Origin of the sequence: Chryseobacterium sp. HMWF035 (assembly GCF_003094695.1) — a bacterium.
In the GTDB taxonomy this organism is placed as follows: Bacteria; Bacteroidota; Bacteroidia; order Flavobacteriales; family Weeksellaceae; genus Chryseobacterium; species Chryseobacterium gambrini.
This window is the reverse complement of record NZ_QEHP01000084.1, coordinates 1-15,952: the sequence shown is the minus strand read 5'-3', so window position 1 is coordinate 15,952 and position 15,952 is coordinate 1. Positions and strand designations below refer to the sequence as shown.

Below are 15,952 nucleotides of genomic sequence, written 5' to 3'. Positions count from 1 at the left end.
AAATAATTTTAAATTTAAATTGTTTGTATATTAATTCAATAGCAATCTTTATATACTTCCCGACTGTTGTTTTGGTTAAACGTTTTACCTTCTAAATTTAATTAATTTTTAATTTAATTCAAAACACAGGAGAATAATTTTCTTGTTTTCTGTTGTTAAAACCAATATTTTAGATGAATTATCCAAGACTTAATTATGGAAATTGACGAAATTCTCGACCGCATTTACTTACTTCCAGAAATCTCAAAAATAAAACTGAAACAATACATTACAGAAGTTTCTTATCCCAAGAATTTCTGTCTGATGGAAGCTGAAAAAGTAATTCCTCATATTTATTTTTTGAAAAAAGGAATTGTACGCGCATACGCATCCACAGAAGACAGAGACATTACGTTCTGGTTCGGAAATGAAGGCGAACCGGTGGTTTCCATGAAAAGTTATGTGGAAAACAATCCCGGATACGAAAATATTGAACTACTGGAAAACTGCGAATTCTACAAACTGGAAACAGAGCATCTTAAAAAATTATTCAACGAGGATATTCATATAGCCAATTGGGGAAGAAAGTTTGCGGAAAGAGAACTGGTAAAAACCGAAGAACTGATCATTTCTAGGCAATATAAAACGGCTCTTGAAAGATATAAAGATCTTGTAAAAAATAAACCTGACCTGCTCAAAAGGGTTCAGCTTGGGCATATTGCTTCTTATTTAGGGATTTCGCAGGTAAGCCTGAGCAGAATAAGAGCGGAGATTAAGTTGTAGCGTTTGAGAGTTTGAGGGTTGGAGGGTTGGAGGGTTTGGATAGATGAAATTTAATCTTTACAGTAGATTTTTTAACAATTGTAAAATTTTATTCTTTCCAAATTACAGAACTTTGCAGTTGAAAATTACAGAAAAATGAATTGGATTATCTTGATTATTGCAGGATTATTTGAAGTTGCCTTTGCTTCATGTTTGGGAAAAGTAAAAGAAACAAGCGGTACGGCAATGTATTTTTGGTTTGCAGGATTTCTGATCTCTTTAACGGTAAGTATGCTTCTACTGATCAAAGCTACCCAGACTCTGCCCATCGGAACCGCCTATGCAGTCTGGACGGGAATAGGAGCTGTAGGAACTGTTTTAATGGGAATTTTCTTTTTTAAAGATCCGGTAAGCTTCTGGAGAATTTTCTTTATTGTGACTTTAATTGGATCTGTGGTTGGACTGAAAGCTGTTTCTGCACATTAATTTTCGTTCATTCAGTATACTAAATGCTTTTAAGCTCGAAAAGACATTTTACTTAACAAGAATTTAAAGATTTTTTTCAACTATTATAAATTGCAGACAATCATATTATTTTTTTGAAAAAATGAAATAACAATAAAAACGTCTTCATTGCGAAGACGTTTCTTATTTTTTGTATACTAAAGGCAGAATTTCATTTTCTCTAAGCCCGTATTTTTTTATTTCCTCCTGGGTGAACTGTTTAGAATAGAAATTAATATCCGTTTCAAACCCTGCTTTTTTCAGTCGGTCGAAATAATCCATTCCGTACCAGCGAACGTGATCGTACTGCCCGAAATGTTTCTGACGTTCTTTCGGATCTTTTATCGTAAAATCTTCGTACGTTTTTTCCAGAGTATTTTTCATCGGAACCTGCAGAATTCCCCAACCTCCCGGTCTTAAAACACGGTACAGTTCGCTCATCGCTTTGGCATCATCTTCAATATGTTCCAGAACGTGGTTGCAAAAAACAATATCGAAGCTTTCATTTTCAAAAGGAAGATCGAGAATGTCTGCTTTTACGTCTACAATCGGCGAAAAAAGATCAGCTGAAATGTAGTTTAAGTTTTTCATTCTTTTAAACTTTCTCAGGAATTCCTGTTCCGGAGCAATATGCAGAACTTTGTAATTTTTAATGAAAAAATCGGTTTCATTTTGCAGGTAAAGCCACATCTGGCGATGTCTTTCCAGACTCAACGTTCCGGGAGACAAGGCGTTTTCACGCTGACTTCCGTATCCGTAAGGAAGAAATTTACGGTAAGATTTTCCGTCAATAGGATCAAAAAACGTATCGCCTTTAAAGAACTGATAGATAAGTGGTCTTGCCCAAATGCTCATTTTGATAAGCATCGGACGCGGAATCTTATTCAGTAAAAGTTTAGTGACTTTTTTCATTAAAAATCCAATTGGAAGGCTTTTTCTTCATCGCTTACGATTCCCAAAGCATCATAAATATACTGGAACGTTGAAAGCAATACAGGTTTTCCGTTAATTACAGCAACATCGTGCTCGAAGTGCGCAGAAGGCTGATTGTCTAAAGTTGTCACCGTCCATCCATCATTATGGAATTTCACTTTTTCAGTTCCCAGATTAATCATCGGTTCGATTGCAATCGTTAATCCGTCTTTAATCACTTTTCCGCTTCCCTGTCTTCCATAATTCGGAACCTGCGGATCTTCATGCATCTGTCTTCCGACACCATGACCTACCAGTTCTCTTACAACACCATATCCTTCTTTTTCACAGTGTGCCTGAATAGCGTGGGAAATATCCCCGATTCTTTTTCCTCTCACACACTGCTCAATTCCTTTATAAAGAGATTCTTTGGCTATTTTTAATAATTTTTTGGTTTCCGGCTTTACTTCTCCGATTTCGAAAGTATAGGCATGATCGCCTACGAAACCGTTCAGAACAGCACCACAGTCTACAGAAAGTACATCTCCTTCTTTAATTTCTTCTTTGCTCGGAAAACCGTGAACCACCTGCTCATTCGGAGAAATACACAAAGAGTACGGAAACCCTCCATATCCTAAAAATGCAGGTTCTGCACCATGATCCTTGATGAAATCGTGCGCTAATTTATCCAGATATAAAGTGGTAATCCCGGGTTTGATTTCTTTCGCCAACATTCCTAATGTTCTGGAAACCAAACGGGCACTTTCTTTCATAAGACGTAGTTCGTCTATTGTTTTTAATTGAATCATTGTTTTAATTTACCAATGTATTAGTATATTAATGTAACAATATCAATAATTGGTAAATTGATACATTATTAAATCGTTACATTTTAATTATCCTACCAGAATAATCCTTTTTTCTTTTCTTTTTTTAGTTTTGAATAGGCTAAAACCTCTTTTCCTTCCACACGGAATTCTATTCTTTCCTGAATAATATTGTAAATTTCGCCCCATCCCGGAAAACCTCCCAGATTTCGGTCATCTATAAACCAATCTGCATCCAGCTTCCTGGATTGTGTTTCCGGATCGAAAACTTCTCCTTCAAAACTTGAATTGACTGCATAAAATTCAATCCCGTTTTTTCTGCAGAATTCTACTGCTTCATCTAATGTTTTTCCGTGTCTGTATGTCCACAGAATCAATCTGAACCCCTCTGCCTGAAGTCTTCTAAGTGTCTCGAAAGCAAAAACCTTTGCCTTGCCGATTCCAGGGTACGCATCATCTACGATGGTTCCGTCGAAATCAACAGCAATTTTCTTATTATTCATCATTATATTTAAGATTTAGAAATGCAAAGATACAAAATAAAAAGAGTGCCAAAAACACTTAGCACTCCTACTTTATAATTTATCCAATTATAGAACTAACTTTTCACCCAACTGAACTGAAACTGAAGATCCGGCGTTGAAATTCTGTCCGTGATTTTCTGAAGTCTTGCAGGAAGTTTCATTAAATATTCCTGTGCTTTTTCAGCTTTTTCATTAAGACCTTTTACGTGTTCGATTTTCCATTCGTCCAGAAGGTCTTTAAGGATATTGATGTAATCCTGTCCTGTATACACCATGCATCTTTGCGCAGCGTCTGAGAAATGTCCCCAAAGTTCTCCTGCTTTTTGTCCGGACTGTCTCATCATGTGAGCCGGCATTACGATTTTTTTACGCATCATATCTTCAAAAGCAAGAATCATTTCCGAAGGATCGATCTCAAGGATCTTTTCTACAAAATGTTTGTAAGCTTTCGCGTGTCTTGCTTCATCCGCCGCAATAACTCCGCACATTTTAGCTAATTTTCCGTTTCCGGACTGTTTTGCGAGAGTTCCTACTCTTCGGTGAGAAATGTTGGTCGCAGTTTCCTGAAAACTTGTATAGATGAAGTTCCTGTAAGGATCCATGCTTGTTCCCAGATCGAAACCGTCATTAATAAGATATTGAGTGGTAACCTCAACTTCTCTCATGTTCACTCTTCCGCACAGGTAAAGATATTTGCTTAAAAGATCTCCGTGTCTGTTTTCTTCAGCAGTCCATGCTCTTACCCAGTTTGCCCAGCCAATTTCTTTCTGCTCCTGGTCTACTCCGTCTACTCCCATTAACCAGGATTCATAAGAAGGCAGAGCTTCTTCTGTGATACAGTCGCCTATAAGCGTTACGAAAAGATCATAAGGCATTTCGCGTGCGAAAGTCTGTATTTCTTCTAAATCATGTTTAAAATCTTCACTCGACGGATCCGGAAGATAATCGGAAGGCTGCCAGATTTTCTCGATTGGCGTTAAAAATTTATTCAGAAAAGAACCTACCTCCTTTTCCAAAATTCCCATTACTTCTTTCCTTACAAGCTTTTGATACATTTTTAGAATTTAGATTAAACTGCAAATTTATAGTTTTATTTATTATTTAGGACATAATATTTTGTTAATTATTTCTGATATTAGTCATAAAAAAATACCGCTATGTAAATAATAACGGCATTTTATCTTTATTATTTCTGAATTTTAAATAATATTTTAGATTAAAGTTCGTTAGGATTTTTTCTACTGTCCTTTTTTAAGTTTGAAAAGTCTGTCGCATTTAACAATGATTTCATTCTTTAAAACTTTTATCTCTTGTTTAGCTGACTAAAATATCGCCAGTCATAATCTCAGGAATTTCCACTCCCATCACTTTTAAGATCGTAGGTGCCACATCGCCTAATTTTCCGGGCTTAAGATTCCATGTCTGATCTTTGTCCATTACGATGAAAGGAACCAGATTGGTGGAATGCTGTGTATTTGGGGTTCCGTCCGGATTAATCATCACATCAGAATTTCCGTGATCTGCCAAAATGAAAACAGCATAACCGTGCTCGTAAGCTGTAGTTGCCACTTTTTCAATGCATTGATCTACGGTTTCGGCTGCTTTAACGGCTGCTTCAAAAACTCCGGTATGACCTACCATATCTGTGTTTGCAAAATTCAGACAGATAAAATCTGCGGTTTCGTTTTCCAGCTCGGGAACAATCGCGTTGGTAATATCGTATGCTGACATTTCGGGTTTTAAATCGTAGGTCGGAACATCTTTCGGACTTGGACAAAGCAATCTTTTTTCGCCCACAAATTCGGCTTCTCTCCCTCCTGAAAAGAAAAAGGTAACGTGAGGATATTTTTCTGTTTCCGCAATCCTGATCTGTGTCTTATGATTTTTTTCTAAAATCTCGCCCATCGTTTCGTGCAAAACTTCTTCATCGAAAACTACATGAACGTTCTGGAACGTTTTATCATAGTTTGTTAATGTAACATAGTAAAGCGGCAGTTTTCTCATAAAAAACTCCGGGAAATCTTTCTGAGAAAGTACTTCCGTGATCTCACGACCTCTGTCTGTACGAAAATTGAAGCAGATCACCACATCCTGATCTGTTATTTTAGCAATCGGAACCACATTTCCTGTCTGTGTGGAATCGATCATGATAATCGGCTTGATAAACTCATCCGTCACGTGATTATCATAAGATTTCTGGATTGAAGCCAATGCATCCGTCGACTGTTCCCCCACTCCTTCTACCATCGCATCATAAGCGAGTTTTACACGCTCCCATCTTTTATCACGATCCATGGCATAATATCTTCCGACTACGGTTGCCAGTTTTCCTACTGTTTTTTCCATGTGATCCTGAAGTTCTTCGATAAACCCTTTTCCTGAAAGCGGATCGCAGTCGCGCCCGTCTGTAAAGGCATGAACGAAAACATTTTCATTCAATCCGAATTCGTGAGCTGCCGTTAAAAGTCCTTTTAAATGGTTGATATGTGAATGTACTCCTCCATTGGAAACCAAACCGATGAAATGTACTTTTTTATTTTCTTTTTTAGCATAATCAAAAGCATTCTGAATGACTTTCTGCTGACCTAAAGATCCGTTTTCGACTGCCATGTTCAGCTTTACCAGATTCTGGTACACCACTCTTCCCGCACCTAAGTTCATGTGCCCTACTTCGGAATTCCCCATCTGTCCTGCAGGAAGTCCAACTGCTAAACCACTCGCTTCGAGTGTTGTATGCGGAAAATTTTTAAGGCAGTTATCTATAAAAGGAGTGTTTGCTTTATCTATGGCTGAAACGTCCGGATTCATTCCCAATCCCCATCCGTCAAGGATCGCTAATATTGCTTTTTTCGACATTTTGTATAAACTTTTGTCCTACAAATTTATTTATTTTGAAATGAAATAAACAATTGACGGACTTAAATTTTGTTTAAAATTTGTTTTTAGTATAAACGTATTTTACTTTTTAGTTAATAGCAAAAAAGTAAATATTTTATTAATTTTGCTCTATGGATTTAAGAGATCAACTGAAAAACCTTTTTCCTGATCATGAAGAGCAGGATTTTGAGATGCCTGAAGAACAGTTCAGGCAAAAAGAACCTTTGGTGTGTAAATTTGAGAAAAAAGGCAGAAACGGAAAGCCCGTAACGATTGTTGAAGGCTGGGAAGGAAGCGAGGAAGAACTTAAAAACATTTCAAAAAAGATAAAAACCACACTGGGAATCGGTGGTTCTGAAAAGGATGGAACAATTATCATTCAGGGAGATAACCGTGATAAGATTATGAATATCCTTAAAGAAATGGGCTATAAAACCAAGAGAGTTGGCGGATAGTTTTTAATTTTAAATTCTTCAAACGCTATGACCGCGAAAGTTTTCTAATCTTACCTGAAAATATTCTCGTTCGCAACGGCACTTCGTTCAGCAAATGATAGCGGAAGCCTTGCAAATGTTACGTTATAATTTTAAGATTTTTAAAAATAGATCTGCGTTTGCGGCATCATGGTTTTTAACTTTTCGATGGTTGATTTTTCCATCGGATTACCTGTTAAGATCAGTGTTTTAAGATTCTTCAGTTGAGAAAACTCGGAAGGAAGATCTTTTAGCTGATTGTTTGCTAAATTCATGCTTACTATATTTTTCAGTCCTTTTACTTTGGGCGGAATTTCTTTGATATGGTTTTGGCTTACGTTTAAAAACTCCAGATTTCCGGATTTAAATAATCCATCGGGAAGTTTTGAAATTGAATTCTGCTGTAATTCTATGTATTTTAATTCTTTAGGAAATACTAAATCTCCCAAATCGTTAATCTGATTGGAAGCCAGATTTAATGATTTCAGCTTTTTAATCTGATCTAAATCTTTAGCAATAAAACTGATCTGATTTCCCTGTAAATTAATTTCCTCCAGACTTGGAATTTTTAGTAAAGCTTCCGGAAAAACGTTCAGATTATTGGCATCAAGATGGATCACCTTTAATTTCTGAAGTTTTGCCAAATTCGGATTTATCTTCGTTAAACTATTTAAATTAATGGAAAAGCTTTCCAGTTTCTGAAGTTCTGCGATTTCGTCCGGAATATATTTGATGCTGTTTTCGTTTAAGTTTAAAATGGTAAGTTCTTTCAGCCTGAAAATTGCCTCATCCATTTTCTCAAACCTGTTTTCCATTAAATTCAGGAAAAAGATGGATTTTAACTTTTGGATTTCAACCGGAAGATTGAACATGGTTTTTCCTCTGAAACTCATGCTGTAAATGGTTTGTCCGCTTTTTATGGCGTCATCCACATTGGTATACGTCGGATATTTTACAGGATCAATCTGTGCTTTTGCCTGTGAAAGTATTAAAAATGAAATAGAAAAAAAGAGCTTTTTCATACAAATAAAAAACTACCGGCAATATATCATCACCGGCAGTTATGTAAATATTAATAATTTATTTTTTAAGCAATTTTACCGTCTGCTGGAATCCTCCTTCCGCTTCGATGTTTAAAATCAATACTCTTGAAGATTCAAGCTGTTTTGTAAAGTCTAAGTCTAAAACTTTGTTTAATCCTGAATATTTCTGGGTGAAAACAATCTTCCCATCGATACTGTACGCTGTTACCATAATGTTTTTCAACCCTTTCGGAGAATTGATCTTCACCAATCCTGAAGTCGGGTTCGGAGCAACAGTTACTGTATTTTCTGTCTGAGCATCAATTGTTCCTAATGAACCTGTAGTTCCTAAATTGTTTTTAAGAGCGATAACAACAGTTGCCGATTTTCCTCTGTAATCAATCGTATTTCCTGTCGCATCAATATCAGTTGAAATCGTAGAATCCGGATGCTGTACAGAGAAGAATCCGAATTTGTGATCCGGCGTGAAAGTAAGTCCGGTCGGCTCCGATCCTGCAGGCATGGAAGCGAATAGTTTCACTTTCGGATTTGCCTGAGTATGATCCGGAGCAATTACCCAGATGTAGTTTTTACCACCATCCTGTAGCACCCAAAGATTTCCAAGTTCATCGAACGTAAGGTTGTCGTTTCCGTCTCCCCAAGCTTCGGTTTTTGTTCCCTGCGCTGTGTCGAAAGAATAGTTCGTCGTAAGACCTCCTACGAAAGTTTCCACCTGAGAAGCTGTAGCTCCGTCATCTTTTAATCGGTACACTTTATTAAGACCTTTTGCCGTAAAATAGATTTTCCCGTCAAGCGGACTGATATCCACATCTTCGATTCCGTTGAAAGACGTTCCGCCAAGTGACTGTGCCAAAGCGGTAGTGTTATTCTGATCTGCTTTTGTTTTATTAGGAACCTGAATCCAAGTTGCGGTTGTTGCAACAGGATCTCCTCCGCTTAATCCCTGATCCAGTTTCAGCACATAAAGATTTCCGGAAGAAAGATTGTTCGGAGTATCCATCACATATTTGTAAACCATGTGTGTTCCGCCGTCTTCACCGTAATAAGCGATTGTTCCTGTATTATTGATCACTACGTTTTCGTGATTCATGATTCCCATCTGCCAAAGTTTTCCTTTAGATCCGTCCGTATTCTGCGAAATGACCTGAGCGGTTGCCGGATCTATTTCTACCAACCATCCGTAATCTTTCATTCCGTCTGCATTAACGTCGCTTGAAGTGGTCTGCTCTTCCGCAGTTACCACCGTTCCCCACGGAGTAACTCCTCCCGAACAGTTTCTGATGGTCTGAACCAGACTCGGAGCCGAAAAGCTCACTGCTCTTGATCGGGACAACTGCCAAAGTTTTGTAGTAGCATTATAATTGATTTCTGCCATGGTAACTCCTCCCGGATTTGTTTCGTGGTTTACAGAAAGATATCCGTTGGTACTGCTTGCATTTTTCGGAACATAAGCTGTGAAATCGTTCTGTCCTCCTACTAAACCTCCTCCTTCTGTATAATTGTCACCTTCTTTAAGGATCAGCTGATATTTATGTTCTGTTGGAATGATTAGTTTATTCGTCTGTGCGGTAGGAACGATGGAAGTAAAACAACTGATGTGATTGGCGTTACAAGGAACCGGAGTTACGGTTGAAGTTGTTTTAAGATAAGCATCAATTCTTAAATCTGAACTTGAAGCGCCTCTGTTGTGCAATTCAATAGAGATTCTGTTGTTTCCGTTAACGAATTTGGATTTTGGAATAGAAAAAACATTGTAAACACTTTCTGCCGCTCCATCGATTGTTGTACTTGACAGTGTATTGAAATCGATTGTCCCGGAAGGCATATTGTCTCTTACGACTTCTTCTCCATTAAGATAAACTACGATTCCGTCGTCTCTCATCACTCCTAATTCCATAGTGGAAGAAAGATCGTTTAAGTTTACGGTAAAATCTTTTGCAAAATAAGCCGTGATAAGTCCTGTAGCCGTTGTGGTCGTTACAGGATCACCATAACCAAGAGGTCCGTTTCCCTGAGACCATGTGGAAACATCATAAGTTGCTGTTTTCCATTGGGATGCCAAAGCAGTATTGCTATCGTTGTATTTCCATGCGGAATTTTTGTTAAAAATAAAAGTCTGTGCGTTCAGTAACGAACCCGTGACCATTGCAAGAGCTGCAACTGTTAGTAGTTTTCTTTTCATTTTAAAATTTCGATTTATTAGACAGTGCAAAACTATCAGATTGCTGTGAAGCCCCTGTTAATAGGATTTTAAATAAATCTTGAGAAATATTAATTAATGGAAAACCGAATGTTAATTACATGAATTTTATGTTAAGTCGGAACTTATAAGAACCAAAAAAAGCCATATAAAAATATATGACTTTGTAATTCAATTTCTTTAAGTATTCTAAGACAGGCTGTACCATTTTTTGAACAGGCTATCGTATTCTTTCTGATCTGATTTTGTCTTAATCAGTGTAGCGAGATTAGACATCTGTGTTTCCGCATCTGCTTTTCGCTTGTTATAAATCAGAAAGTCGCAATAGTTCCACACATTGGTATAGTACGGTTTAATACTAATACTTTTCTGGTAATTTGCTTCCGCCGAAACTATATCTTTATTCATAAAATGACATGATGCTAACTGATCGTACAGAAAAGCTTCATCCTGCTGATCCCAACTTTGGGTGAGTGCCTCATTATAAACATCAATCGCGTTCTGATACTCTCCCTTCATTAAAAATTTCCCGCCGCGGTTGATAAATTCATTGGTTCTGTTACTGATATCCGGTCCGGAATTATCGTCACTGTAAACAACACCAATCTCACCCGACATAACCGCTTTTTTCAAAAACTCCGCCAGTTTTTCATCAGATTCCGTATTATCAAAAAAATCATTGATTGGTTTCAGCAGATATTCCTCAATCTGAATCGTTCCGGTTGCCTCATTCAGTCGCTTGTACAATTTAGCCGTTAATTTATCGCCCTTAACATTCATTCCGTTTAAAATTTCTGTTAAAAGATCTAAAACGCCCAATACATGGGTTCTGTATTCAAGGGTTACTTTGTCTCCGAATGGAAGAACAAATGCCTCTCTTAATTCTTTTAAAGCGGCATTGTAATCGCCATCAGCATACAGTTTTCTGGCATTGATTAATCTTCCGGGAGCATTTTTTAAACTTTTACGGCTGGAAATTACCGTGTAAATAATAAGCACAGCAAGAATCGCTGCAAAAATGATAACGTACTTCATAAATTTAAGTTTTTAAGGTAAATAGTTTATTAATCGTATTATTTTTAGCCTGAATAATCTGCTCTGCTATACAGATATTGGTAAGACTAATTTTTATACGTTTTTATTATCGGCGCAATATAGTCATTTTAATAAAAGTTTACCTACAAATTTTATAATTGTAGTACTTAAACTGTTGGATATTTCATTTATTGTTATCTATTTCCTGCTTACATCCGTCAGAACATTCAAAAATGCAATAATCTGTTTAATTTCTGTTTGGGTTAAATTCAACTTATCCGAAGCCAGCGTCTGATTTTTCACCTTTAAGCCAAGACCTTCTCCTCCCCCTTCGTTGTAAAAATCCATAACTTCCTCCAGAGTATTGAAAGCACCGTTGTGAAAATAGGGTTTTGTTAAAGCCGCATTTCTTACCGTTACTGTTTTGAAAGAATTTTCATAGATCCATGAATTTTCCTTTCTTACAGGACTGTTGATTCTTCCCTGATCTGCATCTAATTCCAAAGGTTTCTGGCTGATTGGTTTTGCCGTAATTCCTAAAACTTCAGATTCGTTTTCATTAAAGAACGGTGGAACTAAACCTGAAAAGTTCGGTGCAAAATGGCAGGTTGCACAGTTTGCTTTTCCCATAAAGAGATTAAATCCTTTCTTCGCATCCGATGAAATTTCTCTTTCGTTTCTCATAAACCGATCAAAATCGCTTTCATAAGAATATAGTGAAGCTACGTAAGAACTCAAAGCTTTGGAAAAGTTTTCTTTATTGATTTCTCCATTCTTAAAAGCAGCTTTAAAGGCTTTTCTGTATTCCGGTTTGGTTTTTAATTTTTTAATGATGCTTTCATAGCTTGTATTGAATTCATCTTTATTATAAATGACGTGTTCTGCCTGTTGTTCAAGATAAAAAGCCCTCAAATCATAGAAAAATCTTTTGGCAAAAACAGCGTTATACAAAGACGGAGAATTTCTCAGCACAGTTTTTCCCTCTAAGTTACTCTGAGACTTTGCTTTTAAATCGGTGAACGCATTTTCCGGTAAATGGCAGGTTGCACAGCTCATTTTTCCGTTTTTACTCACATTCTGGTCATAAAAAATTTCTTTTCCTAATTTTCTTAAATCTCCGTTATCTTCGTCTTTTTTTAATAATGTATAAAAATAGGGATCCAGAAAATCGCTGCTGAAAAAGTTTTTATTCCCCACATTCCAACCAGAAAATTCTTTCAAATCATCGCTTCTTCCGTCCCAGCTTCCGAATTCTTCGTATAAAGGCTGAATGAATTTTTTATAAAACTCAATCCTGTCGAACGTTTCAAAATCTGTATTTTTTGTCAGATAATTAATTCCGTCCGTTAAAATGGCATCAGCTTTCCGAATATTATAATTTTTAAAGTAAAGATCATCATGAAGATATTTTTGCATCCCTGAAAAAGCATGAACAGTTTCATCGGAAACATTCAGCGAACCCGGAGTATCGAAACCTGTAACGCCTAAACTGTAGATTCTGATCAGTTCAATTCTTAACGGTAATGTTTTATTGTTTCCTTTGCTTAAACCGTTTTTTACGGTACTTAAATAAAAACTCGCGTAGCTGTTGTATAAAAAATCTGCAATTGTTTTAATATCATTCTTTTTTTCGATTGCTTCATCCGAAAATATCATTTCGTCCAAAACCTGTAATCCTTCCGGAGGAAGAGTGTACGCGGAAGTTCCCGCTGCTTCAATATGAAAAAGCGGTGCTGCGTTGAGGTGGGTTTTTGTAAATTCAGGATAATGATACGCAACGTAAAACTCGATTTCCTTGAAAGAATTTCTGGTATTTTTTAATGACTGCTGAAGTTCTTCAAGGGAAATTTTATCTTCCGAAAAACTTTTGGCATCCGATTTTAAATTTTCAAGCTTATTTTTGAATTCCGATAAACCATTGTTGATGAATGTATCTTCACTTTTCACTCCTTGATCTACCGGATTGAAAGACATTGCAGAAAAGACAAGCAGAAAAAGTAGCGCAGCAAAGGGATAAAATCTCATGAAATTTTTTGCGCAAATCTATTAATAGCGCACAATTCGGACGTTACCAGAATTTTAAATCTGAATTAAATAATGTTTACATCTCTATTCGGGTAATTTTTATTAATTTTAAACCCCGAAATCAAATTCATTACCGAACGGTCAATTTCCAACATTGACATTCTAAAAATAATGATGAGGATCTTGGGAGAGGATTTTTAAAGATTGGCGGAAACCAATCACAATTTCAATGTATTAAACTATAAAAACGAATTTATGCTGAATAAACTTGCTGCTTCAGAACTTGTTCTGAACGAAGACGGAAGTGTTTATCACCTGAACCTTTTACCTGAAGATATTGCCGAAAAAATTATTCTTGTAGGCGATCCTGATCGTGTTGCGAAGGTTTCAAAATATTTTGACAAAGTAGAAGTAAAGAAAAATAAAAGAGAATTTTACACGCATACAGGAACATTAAGAGGCGAAAGAATCACTGTAATGTCTACCGGAATAGGGACAGAGAATATTGATATTGTGATGAATGAGCTTGATGCGCTGGTAAATATCGATCTTAAAAATAAAGAGTTTAAAACGGAACATTCTGCCTTACAGTTATTCAGAATGGGAACCTGCGGAAGTGTGAATCCCGATGTTCAGGTGGATAATATGCTGGTTACGCAGAATGTTGTAGGATTGGACGGCTTAATGCATTTTTATCAGGATTACGAGTTTGAAAACGAATTTTCCAGAAATTTTATGGAAAAATTCCCTTACCCGAAAATTAAACCGATGCTTTATTTTGCAGACTGGGCGGAAGAATTGGGAGCATTGTACAAAGACGCAAAATATCACGGAAACACAGCTACTTTCCCGGGCTTTTATGCTCCACAGGGAAGACAACTGCGTTTAAAAGCTGTGGACGATCAGTTTTTAGAAAAGCTGAATGATCTTGGCGTAACCAATTTTGAAATGGAAACTTCCGCCATTTATGCTCTGTCCAGACTTTTAGGTCATAAAGCAATTACCGTAAACAACGTGATTGCCAACAGAAGACGTGGAGAATTCTCCACCGATCATCATGCTTCGGAAAAAAATCTTATCGAGTGGGTTTTAGAAAGAGTCATTAAATAATGAAGTAAAATTCATTTTGTTGCTGTAAAATCTTACAGTGTAATAAAAATCAAAAGGATCTCATAAGCGAGATCCTTTCTTTATAACCATTAAATTAAAACTTCTTGAAGATTGATTAATCTATTTGAAGTGACGCATCGTATTATTTATTCAATTCTATTAAAATTCGTTAATCGTTACGTAGAAATGTGAAGAGTATAAACTTTCTGCATTTCCTGAAATATTGGTAAGATTAATTGTGATATTTGATGTGGAAGTCATTCTCGGGTTCGAGATAGAAAATGATGCATTTCCTGCAAAATCCGAAGCCGGAGTTACCACAATTGTCGCTTTGGTAGAGCTTGGAAGCATTGTCGCAGGAATAGCAATATCCATGGTTGTAGATTTTCCTGATGGCAGGTTATTAATAGAAACACTTGGCCAAACCTCAAAACTGATCTGGTTTTTATTTACCGTTCCTTTGCTTCCCAATTTGTACTGACCGTTTACGTCTAATCTTGCTGTTGTATTCGGAGTGCTTGTTCCTATTCCTACGTTTGCACTGCTGTTTCCGATGGCAATTGCATTATACTGGCTTGTGGTGGTATTGTAACCAATTGCTGTAGAATTCTGCCCTGTTGCAGAAGCTCCGGAACCTATTGCTGTGGAATTCTGTCCGTTGGTAACGGTATTGAATCCAACTGCTGTCTCGCTGTTGGAGTTTGTTTTTGCATTGTATCCTAATGCCACTGACTGAAATCCTGCCGCGAAAGAATTGTTTCCAAATGCAGAAGATTCGTTGGCTGTGGTTTTGGAATTATATCCGATTGCTGTAGACTGAAATCCGTCTGCCAGAGAATTATTTCCGATTGCTGTGGATTCGTTTTTATTGGTTTTGGCATTGTAGCCGATCGCATTCGATTTAAAAGCGGCTGCCGTAGCTTTATTTCCTACTGCCAAACCGTCATTTGCCGTTACAGAAGCTTCGTTTCCGATAGAAACTCCCTGAAAAGAAGAACTTGAAGTTCCTATAGATATACCGTTCTGTCCGGCGTTTGCCATCGGTCCAAAACTTATGGAATTATCTACTCCCAGTCTTCCCATTTTTACAGAATTTACTTTAAAAATAAGGTCATCGTAGGTATTGGTTCCTAGAGCAAGATTGGTATTTGCTCCTGCATTGGTTCCACTGTTCGTTGCGGAATCATTCCATCCGTTTCCTCCATTTCCTCCGGGAATAACCGGGTTTATCTGATTTCCTTCTACGGAAAGCATATTCCATTTTGCATTGTTCCAGTAAAAGAAACCTGTTTCCACTAATCCTGCCTGTCCGTTATTCCAGACAATAAGTCCATCGGAAGGCGAAGTAATGGTAATATTATCGGTTTGAGAATCTAAAGCAACACTCGGAAAAAGCACCCCTTTATTGGCAGAATGAATTTCGAGCATGGCAGAAGGATTAGGAGAAGACGTGCCTATCCCAACCTGAGCTGATGAGAAATTAAAATTAAGAAAAAATAAAGCTGTAAATAAGATTTGAAGTTTCGTCTGTTTTTGCATTTCTGGTTTATTAAATAGCTATCAGTTTGATAATGCAAATATAATATTTTTTAATAAAACATCACTTTTTTTGATTATTTCATATTTTAACACCAAAGAGTGAATAATCAGGACATAATATACCTTTTAATCACTTCTTAAT

Annotated in this window: 14 protein-coding genes; 4 read left to right on the top strand and 10 right to left on the bottom strand. The window is 36.8% G+C overall.

Going from position 1 to position 15,952, the window contains the following annotated elements:
- Window positions 1–195: 195 nt before the first annotated feature.
- The gene (locus tag DD829_RS13035; RefSeq protein ID WP_116547818.1) at window positions 196–762 is read left to right on the top strand and encodes a Crp/Fnr family transcriptional regulator; all 567 of its coding nucleotides are present in this window, start codon (window positions 196–198) and stop codon (window positions 760–762) included.
- 135 nt (window positions 763–897) lie between these two features.
- The gene (locus DD829_RS13030; protein WP_116547817.1) at window positions 898–1,227 is read left to right on the top strand and encodes a DMT family transporter; all 330 of its coding nucleotides are present in this window, start codon (window positions 898–900) and stop codon (window positions 1,225–1,227) included.
- 162 nt (window positions 1,228–1,389) lie between these two features.
- On the opposite strand, the gene DD829_RS13025 is transcribed toward DD829_RS13030, so the two are convergent.
- From DD829_RS13025 to gpmI, 5 genes are all read right to left on the bottom strand, one after another.
- On the bottom strand, window positions 1,390–2,157 hold the full coding sequence (locus DD829_RS13025) for a class I SAM-dependent methyltransferase (RefSeq protein ID WP_108410960.1): 768 nt from the start codon (window positions 2,155–2,157) through the stop codon (window positions 1,390–1,392).
- Window positions 2,157–2,966, bottom strand: coding sequence for a type I methionyl aminopeptidase (map, locus tag DD829_RS13020; protein ID WP_076390365.1), 810 nt, complete (start codon window positions 2,964–2,966; stop codon window positions 2,157–2,159). The genes DD829_RS13025 and map overlap by 1 nt, the downstream gene beginning before the upstream one ends.
- Window positions 2,967–3,058: 92 nt before the next feature.
- Window positions 3,059–3,490, bottom strand: coding sequence for a BT0820 family HAD-type phosphatase (locus DD829_RS13015; protein WP_076390366.1), 432 nt, complete (start codon window positions 3,488–3,490; stop codon window positions 3,059–3,061).
- 92 nt (window positions 3,491–3,582) lie between these two features.
- On the bottom strand, window positions 3,583–4,563 hold the full coding sequence (locus tag DD829_RS13010) for an acyl-ACP desaturase (RefSeq protein WP_076390367.1): 981 nt from the start codon (window positions 4,561–4,563) through the stop codon (window positions 3,583–3,585).
- Between the two features lie 259 nt (window positions 4,564–4,822).
- Window positions 4,823–6,364 (bottom strand): 2,3-bisphosphoglycerate-independent phosphoglycerate mutase, encoded by a 1,542-nt coding sequence (gpmI, locus tag DD829_RS13005; protein WP_108411241.1) that lies wholly within the window; start codon window positions 6,362–6,364, stop codon window positions 4,823–4,825.
- A gap of 152 nt (window positions 6,365–6,516) precedes the next feature.
- Between gpmI and DD829_RS13000 the strand changes: the two genes are divergently transcribed.
- Entirely contained in the window at window positions 6,517–6,840 is a 324-nt protein-coding gene (locus DD829_RS13000; RefSeq protein WP_076390370.1) for a translation initiation factor, read from the top strand.
- Window positions 6,841–6,980: 140 nt separating this feature from the next.
- Here DD829_RS13000 and DD829_RS12995 read toward each other — a convergent pair whose 3' ends face one another.
- The 4 genes from DD829_RS12995 to DD829_RS12980 form a co-directional block, all read right to left on the bottom strand.
- Window positions 6,981–7,880: a leucine-rich repeat domain-containing protein gene (locus tag DD829_RS12995; protein ID WP_116547816.1), complete on the bottom strand. Its 900-nt coding sequence runs from the start codon at window positions 7,878–7,880 to the stop codon at window positions 6,981–6,983.
- Window positions 7,881–7,938: 58 nt separating this feature from the next.
- Window positions 7,939–10,083 carry an alkaline phosphatase PhoX gene (locus tag DD829_RS12990; RefSeq protein ID WP_108408674.1) on the bottom strand — a complete coding sequence of 715 codons (2,145 nt, stop codon included), beginning with the start codon at window positions 10,081–10,083 and terminating at the stop codon, window positions 7,939–7,941.
- A 207-nt stretch (window positions 10,084–10,290) separates the two neighbouring features.
- A complete protein-coding gene (locus tag DD829_RS12985) occupies window positions 10,291–11,136 on the bottom strand; it encodes a hypothetical protein (protein WP_108408675.1) in 846 nt (281 codons plus the stop codon).
- 198 nt (window positions 11,137–11,334) lie between these two features.
- Window positions 11,335–13,161, bottom strand: a complete 1,827-nt coding sequence (locus DD829_RS12980) for a cytochrome-c peroxidase (protein WP_108408676.1) — start codon at window positions 13,159–13,161, stop codon at window positions 11,335–11,337.
- A 255-nt stretch (window positions 13,162–13,416) separates the two neighbouring features.
- On the opposite strand from DD829_RS12980, the gene DD829_RS12975 reads away from it, so the two are divergent.
- Window positions 13,417–14,271 (top strand): nucleoside phosphorylase, encoded by an 855-nt coding sequence (locus DD829_RS12975; RefSeq protein ID WP_108408678.1) that lies wholly within the window; start codon window positions 13,417–13,419, stop codon window positions 14,269–14,271.
- A gap of 159 nt (window positions 14,272–14,430) precedes the next feature.
- On the opposite strand, the gene DD829_RS12970 is transcribed toward DD829_RS12975, so the two are convergent.
- Window positions 14,431–15,810 (bottom strand): hypothetical protein, encoded by a 1,380-nt coding sequence (locus DD829_RS12970; protein ID WP_108408677.1) that lies wholly within the window; start codon window positions 15,808–15,810, stop codon window positions 14,431–14,433.
- Window positions 15,811–15,952: the final 142 nt, after the last annotated feature.